Origin of the sequence: Nonomuraea sp. NPDC059194 (genome assembly GCF_042754765.1) — a bacterium.
In the GTDB taxonomy this organism is placed as follows: domain Bacteria; phylum Actinomycetota; class Actinomycetes; order Streptosporangiales; family Streptosporangiaceae; genus Nonomuraea.
The window spans coordinates 164,579-186,437 of sequence record NZ_JBHZBH010000006.1 but is presented as its reverse complement, the minus strand read 5'-3'; the positions used below and the strand labels follow the sequence as shown (position 1 = coordinate 186,437).

Annotated in this window: 16 protein-coding genes and 1 pseudogene; 7 read left to right on the top strand and 10 right to left on the bottom strand. The window is 71.1% G+C overall.

Going from position 1 to position 21,859, the window contains the following annotated elements; genetic code table 11:
• Complete coding sequence (locus ACFXJ8_RS11310; protein WP_379643731.1) at window positions 1-1,674, top strand: amidohydrolase; 1,674 nt, start codon at window positions 1-3, stop codon at window positions 1,672-1,674.
• Window positions 1,671-3,002 (top strand): MFS transporter, encoded by a 1,332-nt coding sequence (locus ACFXJ8_RS11305; protein WP_379643730.1) that lies wholly within the window; start codon window positions 1,671-1,673, stop codon window positions 3,000-3,002. Before ACFXJ8_RS11310 ends, ACFXJ8_RS11305 begins: the two co-directional genes overlap by 4 nt.
• A gap of 116 nt (window positions 3,003-3,118) precedes the next feature.
• Here the strand turns inward: ACFXJ8_RS11305 and ACFXJ8_RS11300 are convergent, their stop codons facing one another.
• The 5 genes from ACFXJ8_RS11300 to ACFXJ8_RS11280 are packed head-to-tail and all read right to left on the bottom strand — an operon-like array spanning window position 3,119 to window position 10,019.
• The gene (locus tag ACFXJ8_RS11300) at window positions 3,119-4,252 is read right to left on the bottom strand and encodes a VWA domain-containing protein (RefSeq protein WP_379643729.1); all 1,134 of its coding nucleotides are present in this window, start codon (window positions 4,250-4,252) and stop codon (window positions 3,119-3,121) included.
• Entirely contained in the window at window positions 4,245-6,623 is a 2,379-nt protein-coding gene (locus ACFXJ8_RS11295; protein ID WP_379643728.1) for a DUF5682 family protein, read from the bottom strand. Before ACFXJ8_RS11295 ends, ACFXJ8_RS11300 begins: the two co-directional genes overlap by 8 nt.
• Complete coding sequence (locus ACFXJ8_RS11290; RefSeq protein WP_379643727.1) at window positions 6,620-7,687, bottom strand: AAA family ATPase; 1,068 nt, start codon at window positions 7,685-7,687, stop codon at window positions 6,620-6,622. Before ACFXJ8_RS11290 ends, ACFXJ8_RS11295 begins: the two co-directional genes overlap by 4 nt.
• On the bottom strand, window positions 7,684-9,015 hold the full coding sequence (locus ACFXJ8_RS11285) for a DUF5691 domain-containing protein (protein ID WP_379643806.1): 1,332 nt from the start codon (window positions 9,013-9,015) through the stop codon (window positions 7,684-7,686). Before ACFXJ8_RS11285 ends, ACFXJ8_RS11290 begins: the two co-directional genes overlap by 4 nt.
• A 5-nt stretch (window positions 9,016-9,020) precedes the next feature.
• Window positions 9,021-10,019, bottom strand: coding sequence for a hypothetical protein (locus ACFXJ8_RS11280; protein ID WP_379643726.1), 999 nt, complete (start codon window positions 10,017-10,019; stop codon window positions 9,021-9,023).
• A gap of 77 nt (window positions 10,020-10,096) precedes the next feature.
• Here ACFXJ8_RS11280 and ACFXJ8_RS11275 point away from each other — a divergent pair, with 77 nt between their 5' ends.
• From ACFXJ8_RS11275 to ACFXJ8_RS11255, 5 genes and pseudogenes are all read left to right on the top strand, one after another.
• Window positions 10,097-10,642, top strand: a complete 546-nt coding sequence (locus ACFXJ8_RS11275) for a cupin domain-containing protein (protein ID WP_379643725.1) — start codon at window positions 10,097-10,099, stop codon at window positions 10,640-10,642.
• Window positions 10,643-10,711: 69 nt separating this feature from the next.
• Entirely contained in the window at window positions 10,712-12,244 is a 1,533-nt protein-coding gene (locus ACFXJ8_RS11270) for an aldehyde dehydrogenase family protein (protein WP_379643724.1), read from the top strand.
• 116 nt (window positions 12,245-12,360) lie between these two features.
• A complete protein-coding gene (locus tag ACFXJ8_RS11265; protein ID WP_379643723.1) occupies window positions 12,361-14,346 on the top strand; it encodes a CehA/McbA family metallohydrolase in 1,986 nt (661 codons plus the stop codon).
• A 53-nt stretch (window positions 14,347-14,399) separates the two neighbouring features.
• On the top strand, window positions 14,400-15,260 hold the full coding sequence (locus ACFXJ8_RS11260) for a hypothetical protein (protein WP_379643722.1): 861 nt from the start codon (window positions 14,400-14,402) through the stop codon (window positions 15,258-15,260).
• Between the two features lie 233 nt (window positions 15,261-15,493).
• Window positions 15,494-15,634 (top strand): annotated as a pseudogene (locus ACFXJ8_RS11255) (NUDIX domain-containing protein); the annotation flags it as partial.
• A gap of 585 nt (window positions 15,635-16,219) precedes the next feature.
• Here the strand turns inward: ACFXJ8_RS11255 and glnII are convergent.
• The 5 genes from glnII to ACFXJ8_RS11230 form a co-directional block, all read right to left on the bottom strand.
• On the bottom strand, window positions 16,220-17,239 hold the full coding sequence (glnII, locus tag ACFXJ8_RS11250) for a glutamine synthetase (protein WP_379643721.1): 1,020 nt from the start codon (window positions 17,237-17,239) through the stop codon (window positions 16,220-16,222).
• A gap of 84 nt (window positions 17,240-17,323) precedes the next feature.
• The gene (locus ACFXJ8_RS11245) at window positions 17,324-19,222 is read right to left on the bottom strand and encodes a nitrate- and nitrite sensing domain-containing protein (protein ID WP_379643720.1); all 1,899 of its coding nucleotides are present in this window, start codon (window positions 19,220-19,222) and stop codon (window positions 17,324-17,326) included.
• Between the two features lie 3 nt (window positions 19,223-19,225).
• Window positions 19,226-20,461 carry an amidohydrolase family protein gene (locus ACFXJ8_RS11240; protein WP_379643719.1) on the bottom strand — a complete coding sequence of 412 codons (1,236 nt, stop codon included), beginning with the start codon at window positions 20,459-20,461 and terminating at the stop codon, window positions 19,226-19,228.
• Window positions 20,458-21,279, bottom strand: a complete 822-nt coding sequence (locus ACFXJ8_RS11235) for an energy-coupling factor transporter transmembrane component T family protein (RefSeq protein ID WP_379643718.1) — start codon at window positions 21,277-21,279, stop codon at window positions 20,458-20,460. Before ACFXJ8_RS11235 ends, ACFXJ8_RS11240 begins: the two co-directional genes overlap by 4 nt.
• Before the next feature lie 3 nt (window positions 21,280-21,282).
• A complete protein-coding gene (locus tag ACFXJ8_RS11230) occupies window positions 21,283-21,852 on the bottom strand; it encodes an ECF transporter S component (RefSeq protein ID WP_379643717.1) in 570 nt (189 codons plus the stop codon).
• Window positions 21,853-21,859: the final 7 nt, after the last annotated feature.

Sequence of the window (21,859 nt, the reverse complement as noted above, 5' to 3'; positions counted from 1 at the left end):
ATGCTCGATCTCAAACTGCGCAACGCCCGCGTCCGTACGGTCGACGACCGTCACCCGCGCGCCCGCACCATCGGCGTCTTCGCGGGACGCGTCGTCGGCCTCGACGACCTCGTGGAGGACCTTCCCGCCCGCACCACGCTCGACTGCTCGGGTGCCGTCGTCGTCCCCGGATTCGGTGACGCCCACAACCACATGGCCTGGTTCGGCCAGTCCCTCGGCGAGCTCGACCTCGCGGACGCGGCCACGCTCGACCAGGCGTACGAGGCCGTCGCCCGCCGTGCGGCGGCCCTGCCCGCCGACGCCTGGGTCGTGGGCTCCGGCTACGACGACACCGTCATGGGCGCCCACCCCCACCGGGACGGGCTTGACCGGGCGGCCGGTGGGCGACCGGTGTGGCTGAAACACCGCTCCGGCCACATGTGCGTGGTCAGCAGCGAGGTGCTGCGGCTGGCCGGCGTGCTCGACGGGGCCGCCGAGGAGCCCGACGGCGGCGTGGTGGTCCGTGATCCCGACGGCACGCCGACGGGGCTGCTGCAGGAACGCGCCCAGAGCCTGGTGTCCGCCCTTGTCATGCCGTACCCGGTGGCGGAGCTCGCGGACGCGGTCTCCCGGGCCAGCGCCGTCTACGCCGCGGAGGGTCTCACCCACGTCGTGGAGGCGGGGATCGGCCTCGGCCTCATCGGCCGCAGCCCGGTCGAGGCCGCCGCCTACCAGCTGGCCCGAGAGCGCGGCACGCTGCGCACCCGGGTGGAGCTCATGGTGGCCGCCGACAACATGCACGCCCTGCGCGCGCACGCCGACGATTCCATCACCACCGGACTGGACCTCGGACTGCGCACGGGGTTCGGCGACGACCGGCTGCGGCTCGGGCCGATGAAGATCTGGCTGGACGGCTCGCTCATCGGCAGGACCGCCGCCGTGTCGCAACCCTTCTGCGGCCACGACCACGCCGTCGGCGTCTACCAGAACGACCCCGACGACATGCGCCGGCTGATCGTGCAGGCGCATCGAGCCGGCTGGCGGGTGGCCGCCCACGCGATCGGCGACAGCGCCGTCGATCTCGCTCTCGATGCGTTCGCGCAGGCCCAGCGCTCGATGCCGCGCGCCGACGTACGGCACCGCATCGAGCACTCCGCGGTCGTCCGCCCCGACCAGCTCGACCGCTACGCCGAACTCGGCGTGGTCCCGGTACCGCAGGCACGCTTCCTGTACGCCGTCGGCGACACCATGGCCCAGGCGCTCGGCCCTGACCGCACGCTGTGGATGTACCGGCACCGCTCCTTCCTCGATCGGGGGATCCGGGTGCCAGGAAGCTCCGACCGGCCGGTCGCGCCCGGAGCGCCGCTGCTGGGCATGCAGTCCATGGTCGAGCGCCTCAGCAGCACCGGCGCCGTGCTCGCCCCCGACGAACGGGTGAGCTCGGAGCAGGCGTTGCGCGCCTACACCCTCGACGCCGCGTGGGCCAGCCACGACGAGGACAGGCGCGGCAGCCTCAGCCCAGGCAAGTGCGCGGATTTCGTGCTGCTGTCCGACGACCCCGTCGAGGTCGCCAGCGATCGGATCGGCGCCATCAAGGTCATCGCAACTTTCGTGGACGGCGTATGCGTCCACGGTGCCGACGCCATCGCCGATGGCACGACATCGACACTCCCCGACGCAAGGAGTCAGACATGAACACGCCCGACCACGCCGCCGCCGGTCCCCCGCCGGGTACCTCGGTCGTCGTCAGCGGCAAGGACGCGGCACGCGTCGCCTTCGCCGCCTTCGTCGGCACGGCCCTGGAGTGGTACGACTACTTCCTCTTCGGCACCGCCGCCGCCATCGTCTTCAACCGGCTGTACTTCACCACGCTGGACCCCACGGCGGCCACCATGGCCGCGTTCGCGACCTTCGGTGTCGGCTTCGTGGCCCGGCCGTTCGGCGCCCTCATCTTCGGCTGGCTGGGCGACCGCATCGGACGGCGCCCCGCCCTGCTGATCACCGTGGTCATGATCGGCGTGGCCACCGGCTGCATCGGCCTGTTGCCGGCGTTCGACTCCATCGGCGTCGCCGCGCCGCTCCTGCTGGTCCTGCTCCGGCTGCTCCAGGGCATCGCGGTCGGCGGCGAGTGGGGCGGCGCCGTCACCCTGGCCGTGGAGCACGCACCGCTCGACAAGCGCGGCCGCTACGCCGCCATGCCGCAGATCGGTTCCCCCGTCGGCACCCTGCTCTCCTCCGGCGCGTTCGCCCTGGTGCTGCTCCTTCCCCAAGAACAGTTCGACGCCTGGGGCTGGCGCCTGCCGTTCCTCGCGGCCTTCCCGCTCATGGCGGTCGCCTTCTACATCCGCCGCAAGGTCGAGGAGTCGCCGCTGTTCGACCAGCTGATCGAGCAGGACGAGCGGGCCAAGATCCCCGCGCTGGAAGTCTTCCGTACGGCATGGCGGCGGCTGCTGGTCGCGATGGCCTCGGCGCTGCTGGGCATCGGCGGCTTCTACGTGCTGACCACCTTCGTGATCAGCTACGGCACGACCCAGTTGGGCTTGCCTGCCGACCTCATGGTCAACGCCACCCTGGTGGCGGCCCTCGTCGAGGTCGTGGTGATCATCGCCATGGGACGGCTCGCCGAACGCCTCGGCCCCGGCCGGGTCACGCTGTGGGGCGGTCTCCTCAGTGCCGTGTGCGCCTTCCCCCTCTTCTGGCTGATCGACACCAGGAACCCGGCGGCGATCGTGCTGGCCGTGGCGGCCGGTATCGGCGTGATCTCCGTGGCGTACGCGGTCTCCGGCGCGTTGCTCACCGAGCTGTTCCCGGCCCGTCTTCGCTACAGCGGTGTCGCCCTGGCCTACAACCTGGCCGGCGCGCTGACCGGGTTCCTGCCGTTCATCGCGACCGCGCTCCTGCAGACCAGCGGTGGAGCGTCGTGGCCGGCGGCTCTGCTGCTGGTGGGCCTGTCCCTGATCACGGCACTCGGCGGATTCCTTGGCGAACGGCTACGCGTGAAGGACAACGTCGTCGCCGCCTGATCGGGGCTTCCCCTTATCTCTGACGCTCTCATCTCTGGCGCTCCGGCCGGACGGCGGCACGTCTTCCGCTGGAAAGCGCGGGTCCGACCACGCCGGAGCTGGAGACGAGGTGAGTGTCAGGTCAGGTGACGCTCCCTCCACTGGGTGAGGTCCTGGCGCTGGATGGCGGCGGCCATGAGGTCGGGGAACGCGTCGGGCGTGCAGGCGAACGCCGGCACCCCCAACGCCGCCAGCGCCGCCGCGTTGTCGTGGTCGTAGAAGGGCGCGCCGTCGTCCGACAACGCCAGCAGCACGATCACCTGCACCCCCGCCTGCGTCATCGTCGCGATCCGGCGCAGCAGGTCCTGCCGTACCCCACCCTCGAACAGGTCGCTGATCAGGATGAAGATCGAATCGGTCGGCCGGGTGATCAGCTCCTGGCTGTAGGCGACGGCCCTGTTGATGTCCGTGCCGCCGCCGAGCTGCGTGCCGAACAGCACCTCCACCGGATCGTGCAGCTGGTCGGTGAGGTCCACCACCGCCGTGTCGAACACCACCAGCGACGTCTTCAACGACCGCATCGACGCCAGCACCGCGCCGAACACCCCCGAATACACCACCGAGGTGGCCATCGACCCGCTCTGGTCGACGCACAGCACCACGTCGCGGCGCACGGCGCTCTGCCGCCTGGCGTACCCGACGAGCTTGGACGGCACCAGCGTGCGCCGCTCGGGCAGGTAGTGGCGGAGGTTCGCCCTGATCGTCCGGTCCCAGTCGATGTCGGCGGTGCGCTTCGGCCGGTGCGTCCTGGCCGCCCGATCCAGCGCTCCGGCGATCGCCGACCTGGTCCGTTCGGTCAGCCTGCGTTGCAACTCGCCCACGACCGTGCGCACCACCGCGCGCGCCGACTCGCGCGACTCGTCGGGCATGACGCGGTTGAGCGCGAGCAGGGTGCCCACCAGGTGCACGTCCGGTTCGACCGCCTCGAGCATCTCGGGTTCGAGCAGCAGCCTGGTGAGGTTGAGCCGCTCGATGGCGTCCCGCTGCATGACCTGGACGACGGTGGAAGGGAAGTAGGACCTGATGTCGCCCAGCCAGCGTGCCACTCGCGGCGCCGAAACGCCGAGCCCGCCCGCCCGGTCCGGCTCGCCCTCGTAGACGGCGGCGAGCGCCTCGTCCATCCTGGCGTCGGCGCCATGCGGCGCGAACCCGGTGCCGTCGGCGTCGCCGCCGCCCAGCACCAGCCGCCACCTGCGCAGCCGCTCATCCATGCGCGACCCCCAATATCATCCGCACCGTTCGTACGGCCGGCGCCGCCCGGCCCTCGTCCACCTCGTGCGGACGGCTCGCCGTACCGGAGCCTGCCGTTCGCACGCGCTCGCCGATCGCGCGCCGCTCCGGGGCCTCGAAGGCGGCGAACGTCCGGCGCAGCAGCGGCAGCACCTCGATGAACTGGTCGTCTGTCAGGCCCGACAGCCAGCCGTCGACGAGGGCAAGCAGGCGGGGGTCGTGGACGAGCATGAGCGCGCCGCCCGCGAGGAACCCCTCGACCCATGCGGCGGATCTGGCGGGAGGGTGGCCGTGCGACATCGCCCTGGACATGCGGTCGCCGGCGGCGCGCGGGTCGAGCTCGCCGGCGTCGAGGAGGAGGCGGGTGAGCCTGCCCTCGATGAGCCCGTGTGGCCCGGCGTGGTCGCACACGGCCTCCAGGGTCGCCAGCCAGCGCTTTCTCGACGATGTCATGGCCCGTCGGCTTACGTCGGCACCTGGCATCCCGGGCTCGGACGCCCCGCCGGAGCCAGCCGGAGCTCCGGTAGTGGGCGGAGCGACCTCGCCGGGGGCGTCTCCAGAAGCAGGCGGAGGGATAGCGACGGGGGGTGGAGGGTCGGTGAGGAGAGCGGTGGCCGCGTGGACGGCGTCGAGGTGCCGGACCAGGGCCGCCGCGCTTTCGTCGTCGAGGCCGGTCACCGCCGCGGGCAGCCCCGCGCAGATCCTGTCGAGCATCGATTCCGCGACCGCCTCGAGCCCTGCCGCCGAAGTGCCTCGGACGTCGCCGTAGCGGTGGGCTCGGGCCATCGCGGGCAGGGCGGCCATGAGGTGGGTGAGGTCGGTGTCGAGCGCCGCGCACGCCGACAACGCCGACAGCACGTCGGGCAGCGCATCGCGCAGGTCCGCCAGCAGGCACAGCTCCACCAACCCGGTCAGCTCGGCGAGCGACCCCGCCGGACCGCCCGACGGCCCGCCGCCCGAAGACCTGCCGTCTCCAGACCCGCCGGGTGACGGCTCTCCGTGAGAGGGGCCGCCTTCCAGGTGTCCGGACGCCAGGTCGCGGGCCCGTTGGGTGGCGGCGGACTCCACGGTCGTGCCGAGGGCCGCCGACTCGATGAGCCTCAGGTCGAACTCGGGGTGCCAGGTCAGCCGCCACACCTCCCTGAACGTCCCCTTCCCCCGCGTCTCCCCCAGCCGCCCCCACTCCACGCCGAGCACCCGCAACCGGTGCAACAGGTGGCTGCGCGCCAGATCGATCGGCCTGCGCAGGTCGAGGTCGAGCTCCCGCTCCACCGCCTCGGCCTTCAGTTTCACCTTCCTGCGCTGCTCCACCAGATCGCGCTGGAGCGGCACCATCGGCGTGCGTTCGCTCACCGCGCCGAGCCGGTCGCCGACCACCATGCGCCGCTGGACCAGCGAGACCAGCAGCTCGTCGCCGTCGCACAGCACGGCGCGTACTGCCTCCGTCACCTCGCCGAGCCCGGCGAGCGGCCGGCCGCGCAGCGCGGCGAGCCCGTCGGCCAGCCGTACCGCCTCGATGACGTGGGCGGCGGAGACGACCCGTCCCTCCTCGCGCAGGACCTGCGCGGCTGCGGTGAGCCAGCGTTCGACCGGCCGGTCGGGGGCGGTGAACAGGTGGTGGTACCAGCCGGGCGAGGTGATGCCCGCGCCGTAGCCGCTGCGGGAGGCGAGCCTGCCGTACGTCCATGGGACCCAGGTCAGCTCGGCCTTCACCTTGGGCAGCCCGCGCAGCAGGGCGTTGTCGGCGGCGGCGGACGGCAGCGGGCCGGCCAGGGCCGGGACGTGCCAGGCGCCGCAGACAACCGCGATGCGTTCGTGGCCTTCCTTGATCGCCGCCCGCAGGCAGCGGCGCATGTGGGCCTCGCGCCGGGCCTCCCGCTCGCCGGGGACGTGTCCCTCACGTACGGCCGTCATGGCCTCGGCGATCACCTGGAACGGCGTGTCGCCGCGGTGTTCGACGACGTCCTCCCACCAGCGTTCGGGATCGTCGTAGCCCGCGGCGGCGGCCAGGTCGCCCAGCGGGTCCTCGGCGGAAGAAGCGGCGGCGGAGGCGGCCAGGGTGTGAGCGGCGGGCAGGTCGATGAAGCGGACGGGGATCCCGGCCGCCGTGCCGTACAGGATGGCCTGCCATTCCGGGGAGAACACCGCGAAAGGCCAGAAGACGGCGTGAGCGCGCGCGTGAGCCAGCAGCGCGACCGGCGGCTCCATCTCGGGTGCGAGCCCGAGCAGGGCGTCGGCCTCCGGCGGCCCTTCGACCAGGACCGCGTCGGGTCGGAGCCGGCGCAGCTCCTCTCGTACGGCACGCGCCGACCCGGGACCGTGGTGACGGATCCCGAGCACGGAAACGCTCACGGCACCTCCCTGCAGGCGCGGTAGAAGTCGCGCCAGTCTTCGCGCTCGCGCACGACGGTCTCGAGGTACTCCCGCCACACCACCCGGTCGGAGACCGGCTCCCGCACGACCGCGCCGACGATGCCCGCCGCCACGTCGGCCGCGCGCACGACGCCGTCGCCGAAGTGGGCGGCCAGCGCGATCCCGCCGGTCAGCACCGAGATCGCCTCGGCCGTCGACAGGGTGCCGCTGGGCGACTTGAGCTTGGTGCGCCCGTCTTCGGTGACGCCGTCGCGCAGCTCGCGGAAGACGGTGACGACCCTGCGGATCTCCGCCATGCCTGCCGACGTCTCCGGCAGCTCCAGCGAGCGGCCCAGCTCGGCGACGCGGCGGGCGACGATGGCCACCTCCTCCTCCGCGCTGGCCGGCACGGGCAGCACGACGGTGTTGAAGCGCCGACGCAGCGCGCTGGACAGCTCGTTGACGCCCCTGTCGCGGTCGTTGGCGGTGGCGATGAGGTTGAAGCCGCGCCTGGCCTGGACCTCCTGGTTGAGCTCGGGGATCGGCAGTGTCTTCTCCGACAGCACCGTGATCAGCGCGTCCTGCACGTCGGACGGCATCCTGGTCAGCTCCTCGACCCGCGCGATGCGGCCCTCGGCCATCGCGCGCATGACCGGCGAGGGGGTCAGCGCGTCGCGCGAAGGGCCCTCGGCCAGCAGCCTGGCGTAGTTCCAGCCGTAGCGGATCGCCTCCTCGGCGGTGCCGGCCGTGCCCTGCACCAGGAGTGTGGAGTCGCCGCTGATGGCGGCGGCCAGATGCTCCGACAGCCACGTTTTGGCGGTGCCAGGCACGCCGAGCAGCAGCAGCGCCCTGTCGGTGGCCAGGGTGGCCACGGCGACCTCGACGATGCGGCGCGCGCCGATGTACTTGGGCGTGATCCGGTCGCCGTCGCCGAGCAGGTAGGTGGTGACCGCCCACGGCGACAGCCGCCAGCCGGGTGGCCTGACCCTGTCGTCCTCCTTGGCCAGCAGCTCCAGCTCCTCGGCGTAGTGGTCTTCGGCGTGCGGTCGCAGAACGGTCGTCACCTGAGCTCCTTCGTCATCTCGGCGCGGAAGGCGAGCAGGTTCGAGACCTCGCTCAGCCCGTCGGCCATGAACCGGTCGGCGGGGTCGATCCGCTCCCCCGCCATCCTGGCCAGCTCGTCGAGGTTCCACGGCTGCGTGGCCGCCACCTTCCCGATCTTGGTGAGGACGGCGTGCGCCAGCCCTCTCCCCCAGGGCGTCGAGGCCCCGCCCAACACCATGATCATCTGGCCGTCGACGCCGTGCCTGTGCACGAAGTCGGCGGCCACCTCGTCCTGGTCGTCCGGTGGCAGCACGGCCAGCAGGTCCGCGAGCGGATCCCACGCGAACAGCGCCCTGGCCCACACGGGATCCCGTTGCAGCACGGCCGCCCGCACCCAGCCCGAACGCACCTCCCGACCCCATTCCGGGATCTTCGCCCTGAGCAGCGCGGTGTCCCACATCCGCAGCGGCGCCCTGGCGACGACCTGCTGCAGCCACCAGGCGCGCTCGCCCGTGCCCCTGGGCGGCCTGGCCCTGATGCCGTCGCGCTCCATCCCCCTGTCGCACGCCGCGGGCGGCTCGACCACGATCCGGTCATCCCGTACGGCGAGGCAGCCGGCCGCGCGCTCGGCCATCCGGCCCGCGAGCCTGGAGCCCGGCAGCCTGGTGAGCAGGTCGGCGGCCTGCTGGCGCACCTCCCTGCGCCGGTCGTCGAGCACGCTCTCGAGGAACGGCTCGTCGGCCATCGACAGCCCTTCCCCCAGCAGCGCCAGGAACTGCGCCCTGTCGTCGGGCGTCTCCTTCTCCCATGCCTGCTCCAGCAGCCGCCTGGCCGCGCCGGGATCGCTCGCGCGCAGCCGCTCCAGGTAGGCGAGGCGGTCACCGTGGCCGCCCAGCTCCCAGCTCTCGGCCGTCCCTGCCTGGAGACCCGTCGGCTCGGCCAGGAGATAGGACCACGCGGGGTTGAGCCCGGCCAGCCACCTGCCGCGCCGGCCCGCGAGCACGCCGAGGAACGGCCTGATCGACCGGTCTCGCGCCCCCTTGTCGAGCAGCTCGGGCAGCAGCCGCGGCGGCACCCTGCGCCCGGTGGCCGCCGCCAGGGCCAGCCACTCGGGCAGCAGGCGCGGGTGGCGGCCGTCGAGGATCCAGCCCAGGCGCGCGGCGGCCGCCGGGCTCACGGCCTCCTGCTCCTCCTCGCGCGCGGGCGCGGGAGCGGGCGGCCGCTCGCCGTACGGCACCTGGCCCGCCCTGCGCCGGACCAGCTCGACGGCGGCGGCCGCCAGCAGATCCCCGTGGTGCGGCCTGCGGTCGGTGCCGACCAGGGCGGCGGAGACGAGCTCCTCCCACACCTCGCTCAAAGGATCACCGCCTGTCCCCGCTCGTCCCACGTGGTCAACGGGATCAGGCCGCGCGGGGTCCACTCGGCGGCCACGGTGAGCGGCCTGCCCCCTGACACGGCGATCAGCCGCCAGGGCGGGTCGACCCTGGGATGCAGCCTGAGCCCGCCGAGCCGGTCGCCCGAGGGGACCACCCCGGCCAGGACCAGCGGCCACGACTCGGTCCACGGGTCTCCCGCGAGCGCCGCGGCCACCTCGGCGAGCGCCTCCTCCTCGCTCACTCCCGGCGGAGCCCCGGCGGGCACGGTCGCGGCATCGTGCGAGCGGGACGCACCATCGCGCCAATCGGAAGCCTCGCCACCCGTGCCAGACGCACCGTCACGCCAGCAGGACGCGTCGTCGTGCCGAGCGGACACCAGGGCCCGCAGCGGGGACGCGCCGGGATAGAAGGCCATGGAAGCGTCGACGGCCTGCCCCGTCACCAGGGAGTCGTCGAGCGCGTGCCCCACCGGCGCGAACGTCAGCACGAGCGCCGCCCGCCCGGTGCTGCTCCCCTTCAGCCACACCCGCCGCGCCACCAGCCGATCGTGCGTCTCGTCGCGCCGCCCCACGACATGCCACCGATCGCGTACGGCAGGCCCGCCCGCCACCTCCTCGCGGGAGACGGGAAAGCCCACCCTGGTCCGCACCGTCCTGGCCAGCTCGTCGGGCAGGTCGGCGGCCCTGCGGTACCCGACGGCGAGCAGGTGGAGCAGTGCGTACTCCGCCAGCAGCCGCTCCGGCCAGTCGGCGGCGGCCCTGGCCGCGCCCAGCCTGCCGACGATGCCCGCCACCCCTGGGGCCTGCGCGTCGACCAGCCGCCTGGACAGCTCGGCCCACTCGCGCTCGTCGGCCGCCGCGAGCCCGTGGCGGATCTGGTCGGCGAGCCACCGCTCCAGCTCCGCCAGCCCAGCCGCCACCCGCGCGTGGCGCGCGGGCGCCACCCGCGAGCCCTGGGGAGCGGATTCTTCGTTCACCTGCCGCACACTAGCGAGCCGCGCCGACAATTCCGCGGGCCGATGATGATCGCTACGGCCGGACCTAGACTCGCCCCATGGAGCTGAAGATCTATCCGGACGGCCCCGTCACCCAGGTCGCCGATGAGGCGGAAGCGCTGGCCAGCGACCTCGAAGGCCAGCTCGTCCTCGACCGCACCCGCTTCCTGCGCCGCGACGTTCGCGGCCGGGCCGTCGCCTTCGTCGAGCGGCCGCCGATCGCCGAGGCGCTCGACCTGCTCCCCCACCCCGAGGGCGGCTGGTACCGGCAGACGTGGAAGAGCGCCGTCACCTTCGAGCCAGAGGGCTACGACGGGCCGAGGGCGAGCGCGACCGGCATCTACTTCCTGCTCCAGCCGGGCGAGGAGTCGGTCCCGCACATGGTCAAATCCGACGAGGTCTGGCTGTGGCACAGGGGCGGCCCGCTGACGCTGACCATCGGCGAGGAGAAGGTCGTGCTGGGCCCGGCGGTCGAGGAGGGGCAGGTGCCGCAGGCCAGGGTGCCCGCGGGCGTGTGGCAGGCGGCGCGTCCCGCGGGCGATGAGGAGGTGCTGGTGAGCTGCGTGGTCTCTCCGGGGTTTGAATTCGCCGACTTCACCGCATGACATAGCTGTTTTCCGGAAGTCGTACGGAATGATTGGCTTGCGGCAGGAAGAACCACGAGGAGGTCACCGGTGACCCGTCAGATCGTCTCCGTAGTCGGCGGCAAGGAAGCCGCCTCCACCACTATCTACGACTCGACAAACCCCGCCGACACCGCCCAGGTCGTCGCGCGGGTGGGGCTGGCCGACGCGGCCACCTTCGCCGCCGCCTGCCGTACCGCCAAGGAGGCGCAGCGGGAGTGGGCGGCCACGCCCGCGCCGGTCCGCGGCAGGGTGATCGCCTCGATCGGCAGGCTGGTGGAGGCGAACGCCGAGGCACTGGCCAGGCTGGTGACCGAGGAGATCGGCAAGCCGTACGCGGAGTCGCTCGGCGAGGTCCGCGAGATCGTCGACACCTGCGACTTCTTCCTCGGCGAGGGGCGCAGGCTCTACGGCCAGACCGTGCCGTCGGAGATGCCGGACAAGAACCTGTTCACCTTCCGCAACCCGATCGGCGTCGCCGCGGTGATCACGGCGGGCAACTTCCCCGTGGCGGTGCCGAGCTGGTACCTCGTTCCGGCCCTGCTGTGCGGCAACGCCGTGGTGTGGAAGCCGGCCGAGTACGCCGCCGCGTCGGCGCACGCGATGTACCAGCTGTTCGCCGCCTCGGGCCTGCCGGAGGGCGTGCTCAACGTCGTCTTCGCCGACGGGCGGCAGACCTTCGAGGGGCTGGAGACGGCCCTGACCGAGGGCACGGTGAACAAGGTCGGCTTCACCGGATCGTCCGAGGTCGGCAGGAAGATCGGCGAGCTGTGCGGGCGCCATCTGCAGTCGCCGTGCCTGGAGCTGGGCGGCAAGAACCCGATGGTGATCATGCCGGACGCCGACCTCGACCTGGCCGTCGAGGGCGCGCTGTTCGCCGGTTTCGGTACGGCCGGCCAGCGCTGCACCAGCCTCGGCACCGCCATCGTCCACGAGTCGGTGCATGCCGAGTTCGTCGAGCGCTTCACCAGGGCGCTGGCCGAGGCCGAGATCGGCGACCCGAGGGGCGAGGTGCTGGCCGGCCCGCTGCTGGACCAGAAGTTCGCCGACACGTTCGAGGAGTTCCTGACCTGGGTGCAGCCGCACCACACCGTGCTGACCCCGCAGGGCAGGATCAGCGCCGGCAACCCGCGCGGGTCCTTCACCGGCGAGGGCGGCATCTACTACCACCCGACGATCGTCGACGGGGTCAAGCGGGGCGACCGGCTGTTCACGGAGGAGACGTTCGGCCCGATCGTGGGCGTGACCACCTTCAGCACGCTGGACGAGGCGATCGACCTGGCCAACCTGCCCGGATACGGCCTGTCGTCCTCGATCTACACCACCGACCCGCGCAGCGCCTTCCGCTTCCGCGAGGGCGTCTCGGCGGGCATGGTCAGCGTCAACAACTCCACCAGCGGCGCCGAGGCGCACCTGCCGTTCGGCGGCAACGGCAAGTCGGGCAACGGCAGCCGCCAGTCCGGCATGTGGGTGCTCGACCAGTTCACCCGCTGGCAGGCGATGAACTGGGACCACTCGGGGAGGCTGCAGAAGGCCCAGATGGACGTCGCCGAGATCACCCCTGACCTCGACTTCCGCCTCTGAGTTGATCTGGGTCGAAGCTGCGTCAACCCGGGTGTGGGAAAACCACATCCGCCCCACCGCAGGCCAACGCCGGTGTGTGTCACGATGACGGCGCCTGCGACTACGGGGAGAAACCGATGCGTGACGATCCGATGCTGCCAGTGCCCGTGGCCAGGATGCTGGAGGAGTACCGCCAGCTCCTGGCCGACCACGGGATGACCTGGGGCGAACCCCCCATCGCCTACGTCAGAGTCATGAGCCAGTCGCGGTTCGTGGACGTCGGCCCCTTCTGGAGGGAGGCCAGGCGCCTGGCCAGGCAGCAGTCACCCGAGGCCGGTCCGGCCGAGCTGCATCGTCTGGAGTGCGAGCTCGACTACGACGAGGTGCTGCGCGGCGCGCTCGGCCCCATCCCGCCCGAGGGGCTGGCGGTGCTCAGCCTCACGCCCGACGGCCACGACCTGCGGGGCCGTACCAGAGCGGTGGTGGGAGACGCGCCGCTGCCCCTCACGTTGCTGATCGACAGCGCCTGCGACCACGAGGCGTGGGTGACGGTCGGCGAGCAGGTGTACGAGGTCGCCTCGAAGGGCGCCCGCCTGGTCGAGCTCGACACGGCGGCGGACGTGCGCGTCGACGGCCGCGTCATCGACCTGTCGAGCCTGACCAGGACCGCGCCCAGGGCGGCGCTGCGGCTGCGTGCCGGGTTCCCGTGCCGGTGGAGCGTGTGGAACGCCGACGGGCAGGGCTGGTACCCGCCGGGCGTGCCGCCCAAGCGCGACTACAACGGCGTGCCGTACTTCCACGGAGACGACCTGATGCTGTTCGTCCCCGCCGAGCCGCTGACGATCAGGGTGACCAGAGGCATGGAGTACGGCTGCGCGGAGACCACGCTCACCCCGCCCGAGCACATCGAGACGCTGGTCGAGCTGACCCCCAAGCGCATCTACGACGCGGCGGCCAGGGGCTGGTACGGCGGCGACCTGCACGTCCACCTCAACTATGTCGGCGACCTGGTGGCGCCGCCGCAGTGGGCGGCCGACTCCCAGCACGGCGAGGACCTCCACGTGCTGAGCCTGCTGGCCGCCAACGTCTCGGGCGAGCGGGTGCTGGACAAGGAGGCGCTGGAGCACTGGGCGGGCCAGGACCTGCCGTGGTCGGACGCGACCCACGTGGCCAGGATGGGGGTCGAGCACCGCAACGACCTGTTCGGCCACCTGCACGCCTTCGCGCCGGCAGGCCCGCCCTCGCTGTACGCGACGGGGTTCGCGGGCGCGCCCGACTGGCCGCCGACGAGCGAGGCCCTCAGGGAGCTGAGGGAGCTGGGCGCGCTCGTCGGCTACGCGCACGCCTTCCGCGGACCGACCGAGACGCCCGAGCAGCTCGTCGGCACGCCCGGCTGCACGGCCAGGATGGCGGTCGTCGACGCGGCGCTCGGCCTCGTCGACGGGTTCGAGCTGCTGCACTTCTCGTGCGCGACCGGCTCGGCGTCGGCCTACCGGCGGCTGATCGGCGCGGGCACCGACTCGATGCTGACCTTCACCAGGCAGCGGATGGAGATGGTGGCCAGTCCCGTCGGCTGGGAGCGCACCTACGCGCGGGTGGAGGGGCCGCTGACGGCGGCCGCCTACGCCGATGCCGTACGGCGGGGCCGCACGTTCGCCACCACGGGGCCGTTCCTCGAACTGCTGGTGGAAGGCCGCGGGCCCGGCGAGACGCTCGACCTGACGCCGGGCGAGCGGGTCCAGGTAACGGCCCGCGTCATCGGGCCCGAGGTCGAGCGGCTGACGCTGCTGACGGCCGACGGGGAGCTGGCCTCCTCCTCCGGCTCGGAGGTGACGGCGGAGCTGACCGTGGACTGGCCCACGTACGTCGTGGCGGTGGCAGACGGCGGCGCGCACCCTCGCTCGCTGTTCACGCACGTGTACGCGCACACGAGCCCGGTGTACCTGGACGTGGAGCATCGGCGGGTGGCCAGGGAGGAGGACGTGCTGTTCTGCCTGCGGTGGATCGACCTGCTGGAGGAACTGGTGCGGACGTCGGGGAAATTCGATTACGCGTGGCAGCTCGATGATTATGTGAAGGTCATTGACGAGGCTCGGCGAATTTATCTGGCTCGGCTGGGCTAAGTTCTTCCGCAATTCATCTGCACCCATTGAATACGACCGGTAACATTCCGTGTATGCCCACTACAGAACATGACACGTTGAATCTGCTGTTTCGTTCTCGTCCAGCTTTCGCCGTGGAAATCCTGACGGACCTATTCGGAATGGAATCGCTGGACGGCGCCATGGCACACGTCGCCCCCGCGGATTTCAACGACAGGCTCTCGATCGACTTCCAGGCCGACTCAGTGATCATCGTCGGCTCGCAGCACGACCCGGAGCACGGCATCGTGGTCGAGATCCAGCAGGCGCCCCTCGAGAGCAAACGCGAGGCGTGGCCGCGATACGCCGCCGCGCTGTGGCTACGACTACGCAGGCCGGTGACCATCCTGGCCGTCTGCCCCGATCCCAAGGTGGCGGCATGGGCGGCCGAGCCCATCACCACGGGCCTCCCGGGGTTCACCCTCACCCCACGAGTGCTCGGGCCGGACGTCATTCCGGCTGTCACCGACCTGTCCTACGCGATCGAACGACCAGAGTTGGCCGCGGTGTCAGTGATGGTGCACGGAGAGCGGCGGGATGTGATCGAAGTGTTCCTCACATCGCTCGAGAAGGTCGATCCCGAACACGCTCCGCAGTACTATGAATACGCATATCGCCTGGCCTCGCCGGCGACCAAGCGCCTCCTGGAGGAGATCATGTCGTCCACCACCTGGCCGATCTACAGCCCGTTCGCCAAGGAGCACTACGACCGAGGCAAGGAGGAAGGCAAGGCGGAGGGCGAAGCACACTGCATCATCATGCTGCTCGAGCACCACGGCGTAACCGTCTCGGAGGAGGCTCGCCGGCGAATCCTTGGCTGTAATGACCTCGAGCAGCTCGCCGCATGGGTCCTCCGCGCAGGAACCGTTACCTCCACCGACGAACTGTTCGCCTGAACGATCCAACCTTCGTATTCGGACACTGAGCCTTTTCAACCTCCGGCGAGCGAGCGGCCACCTGTCTTGTTTGAATGTCAGGCTGAAACAGAATCAGTGCGCCATTTCCAGCCCGACGTGGCCGCTTGGGATGAACGTGGCGCTTGGTTGGGCCGACGGAATGGCTCCCGGTAAGATCAACCAAGATCAATAACCGAATACGCGGATCTTGAGCGCTGGGATAGCGTTCGGCGATGAGCTTCCGACTGGCGGCCTACGCCGTGTGCATCGAGGACGGACGAGTGCTGCTCGCCCATTACTTAGGACCGAAGGGCGAGCGGCACTGGACTTTACCGGGCGGAAAGGTCGAGCACGGGGAGGATCCATTCGACGCGGTCATCCGGGAGGTCGCTGAGGAGACCGGCTGTGACGGAGTGGTTGAACGCTTGCTGGGCGTGGATTCGAGGGTGATTCCCGCGGCCGACTCTTTGCCCGGCCTGCCCGAGCACCAGAATGTCGGCATCTTCTACCGGGTTGTGTCACCGGTGGCCAACTCCGGCCTGAGCCGAACGGCGAAACCGCCGAGTCGGTCTGGACCCCGATTCCCGACGTTGCACGCCTCCGCCGATCATCGTTGGTCGATGTCGGTCTCGCTCTGGCACAGACCCTTCCGGCAACCGGCCATGTCAATCCCGTCCCGGTCGGCGGCTTGGTCCAGCACTGAGCGTTTTCATCCAGAGTTGCGGCCGCTTGCAGGACGAGGATCGCCTGGACCATCCCGGTCGCGCGGTGAGGGCAGCAGCGCAAGCGGCCCTGACTCTGATCCCCGAGCAATGAGAAAGCCCACCGCCGAATCAGCGATGGGCCTTCCACATGCTCAACATCCCGGACAATCCGGCCGCCGTGGTCAACGGGGGCGGGACGGGGGCGGGAGCCCCCGGGGGAGACCGGCCCCGAGCCGGAGGCGAGGGACCTTGCTGTTAGACCTGGCCGGCCTTCTCGAGGGCGGCGCAGCAGGTGTCGACGAGCAGGCGGGTGACCACGTACGGGTCGACGTTGGCGTTCGGGCGACGGTCCTCGATGTAGCCCTTCTTGTCCACCTCGACCTGCCACGGGATGCGCACCGAGGCGCCGCGGTGGGAGACGCCGTAGGAGTACTTGTTCCACGGCGCGGTCTCGTGGGCGCCGGTCAGGCGGGACTCGATGCCGGAGCCGTACTGGGTGACGTGCTCCATCGGCTTGTCGCCCTCGCCGAGCGCCTCGCAGGCGGTGATGATGGCGTCGTAGCCCTCGCGCATCGCCTTGGTGGAGAAGTTGGTGTGCGCGCCGGCGCCGTTCCAGTCGCCGCGGGCGGGCTTGGCGTCGAGGGTGGCCTCGACGCCGAACTCCTCGGCGGTGCGGTACAGCAGCCAGCGGGCGATCCACAGGTGGTCGGAGACCTCGAGCGGTCCGGCCGGGCCTACCTGGAACTCCCACTGGCCTGGCATGACCTCGGCGTTGATGCCGGAGATGGCCAGGCCGGCGGCCAGGCAGCGGTCGAGGTGCAGCTCGACGATCTCACGGCCGAAGATCGCGTCGGCGCCCACACCGCAGTAGTAGGGGCCCTGCGGGGCGGGGAAGCCGCCCTCGGGGAAGCCGAGCGGGCGCGAGCCCTTGAAGAAGGTGTACTCCTGCTCGATGCCGAACCACGACTCCTGCTCGGCGAAACGCTCGGCGATCGGGCGGAGCTGAGCGCGCGTGTTGCTGGAGTGCGCCTCGCCGTCGATCTCCTCGACCTCGCACAGGACCAGGATGTGGGCGCCGCCACGGATCGGGTCGGGGCAGGTGAAGACAGGGCGGAGCACGCGGTCGGAGGAGTGGCCCTCGGCCTGGTTCGTGCTCGAGCCGTCGAAGCCCCACACCGGCGGCGTGGCGCCGTCGGCCAGGATCTTCGTCTTCGAGCGGAGCAGAGCCGTGGGCTCGGTGCCGTCGATCCAGATGTACTCAGCCTTGATGCTCACGGCGGTCCTTTCGGGGTGTTTCACAGCCACGCCGAGATTCCCAGTGCGCCGTTTCGCGGTTTTTGCCCGTATGTGAACGGCATGTTAATCGGTGCTGGTGTGAGCAAGGTCACCCGAGGGGTCGGTCATGAGCGAAAGAGGGATGAGGACGATGGCCGTGGTGCCGCCGTAGGCCGAGCGTTGCAGGGTGACTTTGATGCCGTGCCGTACGGCCAGCCGCCCCACGACGAACAGTCCGAGCCGGTCGCTGTCGGCCAGGTCGAACTCGGGCGGCTGGGCCAGGCGGCGGTTGAGCTCGTCGCGTTCGGCGTCGGGCAGGCCGAGGCCGCGGTCCTCGATCTCGACGGCGAAGCCGCGCGCCACGAGTTCGCCGCTGACGTTGACCTGGGTGTTGGGCGGGGAGAAGACGGTCGCGTTCTCGACCAGCTCGGCCAGCAGGTGGATGACGTCGGCGGCGGCGCCGCCGGTGAGCAGGGCCGCGGGCATGGGCTGGACGTTGACGCGCAGGTAGTCCTCGACCTCGGCCACCGCGCCGCGCACGATGTCGAGCATCTGGACGGGGCGGCGCCACTGGCGTCCTGCGGGCGCGCCGGACAGGATGACCAGGCCCTCGGCCTGGCGGCGCATGCGGGTGGTGAGGTGGTCCAGCCGGAACAGGTCGCTGAGCTGGTCGGGTTCGGCGGTCTTGCGCTGCATGGCGTCGAGCTGGCCGAGCTGCCGGTGGACGAGCGACTGGTTGCGCCGGGCCAGGTTGCGGAAGACGCGGTTGAGTCCCTGGCGCAGTTCGGCCTGTCCGATGGCGGCGCTGACGGCGGTGCGGCGGACGCTCTCGAACGCGTTGGCCAGGTCGCGCACCTCCTGGGTCGGGGTGGGGACGGCGATCGGCGAGGAGGCCTCGACGGTCTGGCCGCTGCGCAGCCGTTCGACCAGTTGCGGCAGCCGTACCTCTGCCACGTCGGTGGCGGCGCCGCGCAGGCCGTCGAGCTCCTCGACCAGGCCGCGGCCCAGCCGTACCGACCAGATGACGGCGAGGAGGATGGCGGCGATGCCGAGCCCGCCGACGATGACGATCCTGGCGATGATGCCGCCCGCGGTGTCGTCGGAACGGCCGGTGAGCAGCTGGATGCGGGATTCGAGGAGCTGGTCGAAGGCCGGTCCGAGGCGGGTGACGACCTCCTGCCAGGCGGCGGTGTCGCGGGGCAGCCTGGCCTCCTCCACGATCTCGTGTTCGAGCGCGGCCAGCCGCCTGTTCTCGGCGCCGTCGACCAGCCGCTCGAAGGGGGCGCGCAGCTCGGTGTCGAGCATGGCGACGCCCTCGTTCATCAGCAGCTGCCGGTTGGGCGAGAGGACCTCGATGGCCTCGTACTCCTCGTGTTCGAGCTTGCCGGACATCACCGCGCCGGAGACCAGTGCGTCCTCGCGCGAGATCAGGTCGCGGGCGTGGCCGATCCGCTGCAGGGCGACGGCCTGCTGGTAGAGCTGCACGCGGGGTACCGTGATCAGCTGGTCGTAGAGGCGGAAGACGGTGTCGCTGATGGCGCCGTAGGCCTGCACGGTGTCGAGCCGGCCGGACTGCTTGCCGTCCACCTTCTCGCGCAGCCTGGACAGGCCCTGGGTGCGTTCGAGGACCGCGTCGATGGCGACGCGCAGCTCCGGTGTGGTGACGGTCGAGGCCCGCTCGCCGGTGGCTGAGTGCTTGAACCGCTCGACCGCCTGGTCGGTACGGCGGCGCGCGGCGGCCAGCCGTAACGCGTCGGGCTGTCCCGAGCTGAGGAAGACGGCCGAATCCCTGCGTTCCTGCTGCAGCGAGGAGACGAGCCCCCCGGCGGGGGCGCCGATCTCCTCGAAGACGGCCGTGGCGGTGGAAAGCTCGAAGAAGTCGCCGAGCACGTGCCCCGCCACGAACGTCCACAGACCGATGAGCGCCACGATCGGCACGCTGAGCAGCGAGTACAGCTTGAAACGGAGACTCTGGGAGGGCATGGGTCAGGTCATTTCGGGGAGAGGTGAACCGCCTACCACGGTCGCGACGCAGTGGCCCGCGCCGTCGGTGAGGGTCCTGTAGGGGTTCGCGGTCGAAGGGTCGAGGTCGAACACCGCGAAGTCGGCGCGGTGTCCTGGGGTGAGGCTGCCGATCTCGTGCTCCAGCCCCATCGCGCGGGCTCCGCCGATGGTCGCCGCCTCGATCAGGCGCTGGTCGAGGTCGGCTTCGCGGTAGCCCTGCCGTACGGCGAGCTCGCGCAGGGCGGCGACGTCGGCCAGCAGGTCGAGCGACGGTGAGGACGCCAGCGAGTCGGTGCCCACGGCGATGGGGTTGCCTTCGCGCAGGAGCGCGGCCACGTCGGGCCCCGGCAGGCCGAGCACGTGGTTGGAGCGGGGGCACAGCGCGACGGCGGTGTCGCGCTCGCGCAGCAGCGCGCGGTCCTCGGTGGTGAGGTCGACGCCGTGCGCGATGTGGCAGTGCGGGCCGAGCAGTCCGGTGGAGTCGATGTAGGCGACCGGCGCCAGCCCCGAGCCGCCGTCGCGCAGGATGGCGAAGTCGAGGCCGAGCTTGGTGATGTACTGTTCGAGCGCCCCGGTGCCGTGGACGGTGAACTCGCGCTCGTGCGCCGACTCGGCCAGGTGGATGTGGATCCGCAGGTCCCGCTGCCGCGCCAGCGCCCCCAGATCGGCCAGCACTCCCGTGTCGAGGGAGTAGGGGGCGTGCGGTGAGATGGCGTCGGCCTTGGCCAGCAGGTCGAGGAAGCGTTCGCGGCCGCCGTCGCGCCAGGTCGCGTCGTTGTCGCCGAGCGCCTCGAAGTAGCGCAGGCCGCCGAGCGGGGTGTCGACGAGCGCCTCGACGTCGGTGACGATGTCGGCGGCGGCGGTGGTGCCGGTGCGCAGGCACTGCCACGCGCCGTCGGTCGCGCCGGCCGCCCAGTCCCACACGCCGTGCCTGAAGGCGGGGTTCCAGCTGCCCTGCTCGCGACCGAAGTAGGCACGGTCGAAGACCTCGGCCCATTCCTCGAAGGAGGTGTAGACGCGGCGGCCGACCTCGGCCATGGCGGTGTACTGCAGGTGGGTGTGCGCGTTGACCAGCCCGGCGACGATGATCCCCTCGTAGTGGACCGCTCCCCTGCCCCTGTCGATCGCCTCGATCCGGCCGTCGCGCACCGCGATCCGGCCGTCGCGCACGGGCGGGCCGTCGACGGGCACGACGAGCGGGGCGCTGAAGGTGGTCACGGCACCCATACGACGTCGCTCCCGAAGATCTTGTAGCTGAGCAGCGCGACGGTGAGCGCGACGAAGGCGGCCAGGACCAGGTAGTCGGTTCTGTCGAAGGCCAGCTCGCGCATCCAGGTGCGGTGCTTGGCGCCGAATCCGCGCAGGTCCATGGCGTTGGAGGTGTCCTCGGCGTCGATGAGAGCGTTGACGGTGAGCGGGATGACGATCGGCTTGAGCGACTTCAGGCGTTTGATCGGGTTGCTGGTGCGTGGATGGTTGTAGCCGCGCACCCGCTGGGCGTCGATGATCTCCTGCATGCCGGCCGCCGTGGACGGCAGGAACCGGAAGGTCAGGTCGACGCCGAACGCCAGCCGCTGCGACACCTTCAGCCTGGCGAAGGTGACGCCGAGATCCCCCGGCGCGACGCAGAACGCGATGGGAAAGCCCATCATCGCCAGCGACACGAACCGCACCAGCAGCGTCGCCGAGTACGACAGCGTGGCGGCGGTGACCGCGTTGCCGGTCACCGGCATGGTGAACAGCGTCGGCGCCTCGGTGGTCGTCTCGATCTGGAGGGCGTCGGTGAACACACTGTTGACCAGCACGGTGATCGTCATGAGCGTCAGGACGAACGCCCAGTTGGCCCTGACCGCCCGCCACGGGATGCCCGCGCTCAGGTAGTAGGCCAGGGCCACCAGGCCGCACAGCAGGATGACCCGCAGGTCGTCGAGGCGCGCCACTGCCACGAGGTAGAGCACCGGGACCAGCAGGAGCACGCGCGGATCACGGCGTCCGAGGAAGGAGTCCCCTCCCAGATAACGTGGCGTGACGTCCATCGGCTACCTGCCGATGCGCTTGGAGATCGGTTCCCAGACCGCGTCGAGCGCCGGGGTGAGAATGAGCGCGACCAGCGTGTTGCTCAGCAGGATCGGACCGAACGCGATGCCGGCCCAGGTCGCGAAGTTCATGCCCTGCAGCCACATGTCGGTGAAGGTGGTGGCGAAGGCGACGACCATGGCGATCCAGGTGAGCACGCCGACGGCGACCAGGCGGGCCGACTCCTTGCGCAGGCGGGAGATGACGAGCGCGAACAGGATGCCTGCCAGCAGCCCGGTCAGTGCGTTGGCGAGGCTCCAGTTCCAGTAGGTGAGGGCGCCGTAGCCCTTGATCTGGTCGATGACGATGTTGCCGACCAGGCCGACGAAGAAGCCGGCGATCGGGCCGAACCGCATGCCGAAGAACGGCACGAGCGCGAAGGCGGGCCTGATGTCGACGTTCTGGGTGCCCGGGATCGTGAAGCTGATCAGGCCGAGGACCGCGTAGAGGGCGGCGCCGACGGCCGCGAACACGACGACCCTGGAGTTGATCTCCCACAGGGGAGCGCGCGGTGAGACTGCCTCAGTACTCATGGGGGGT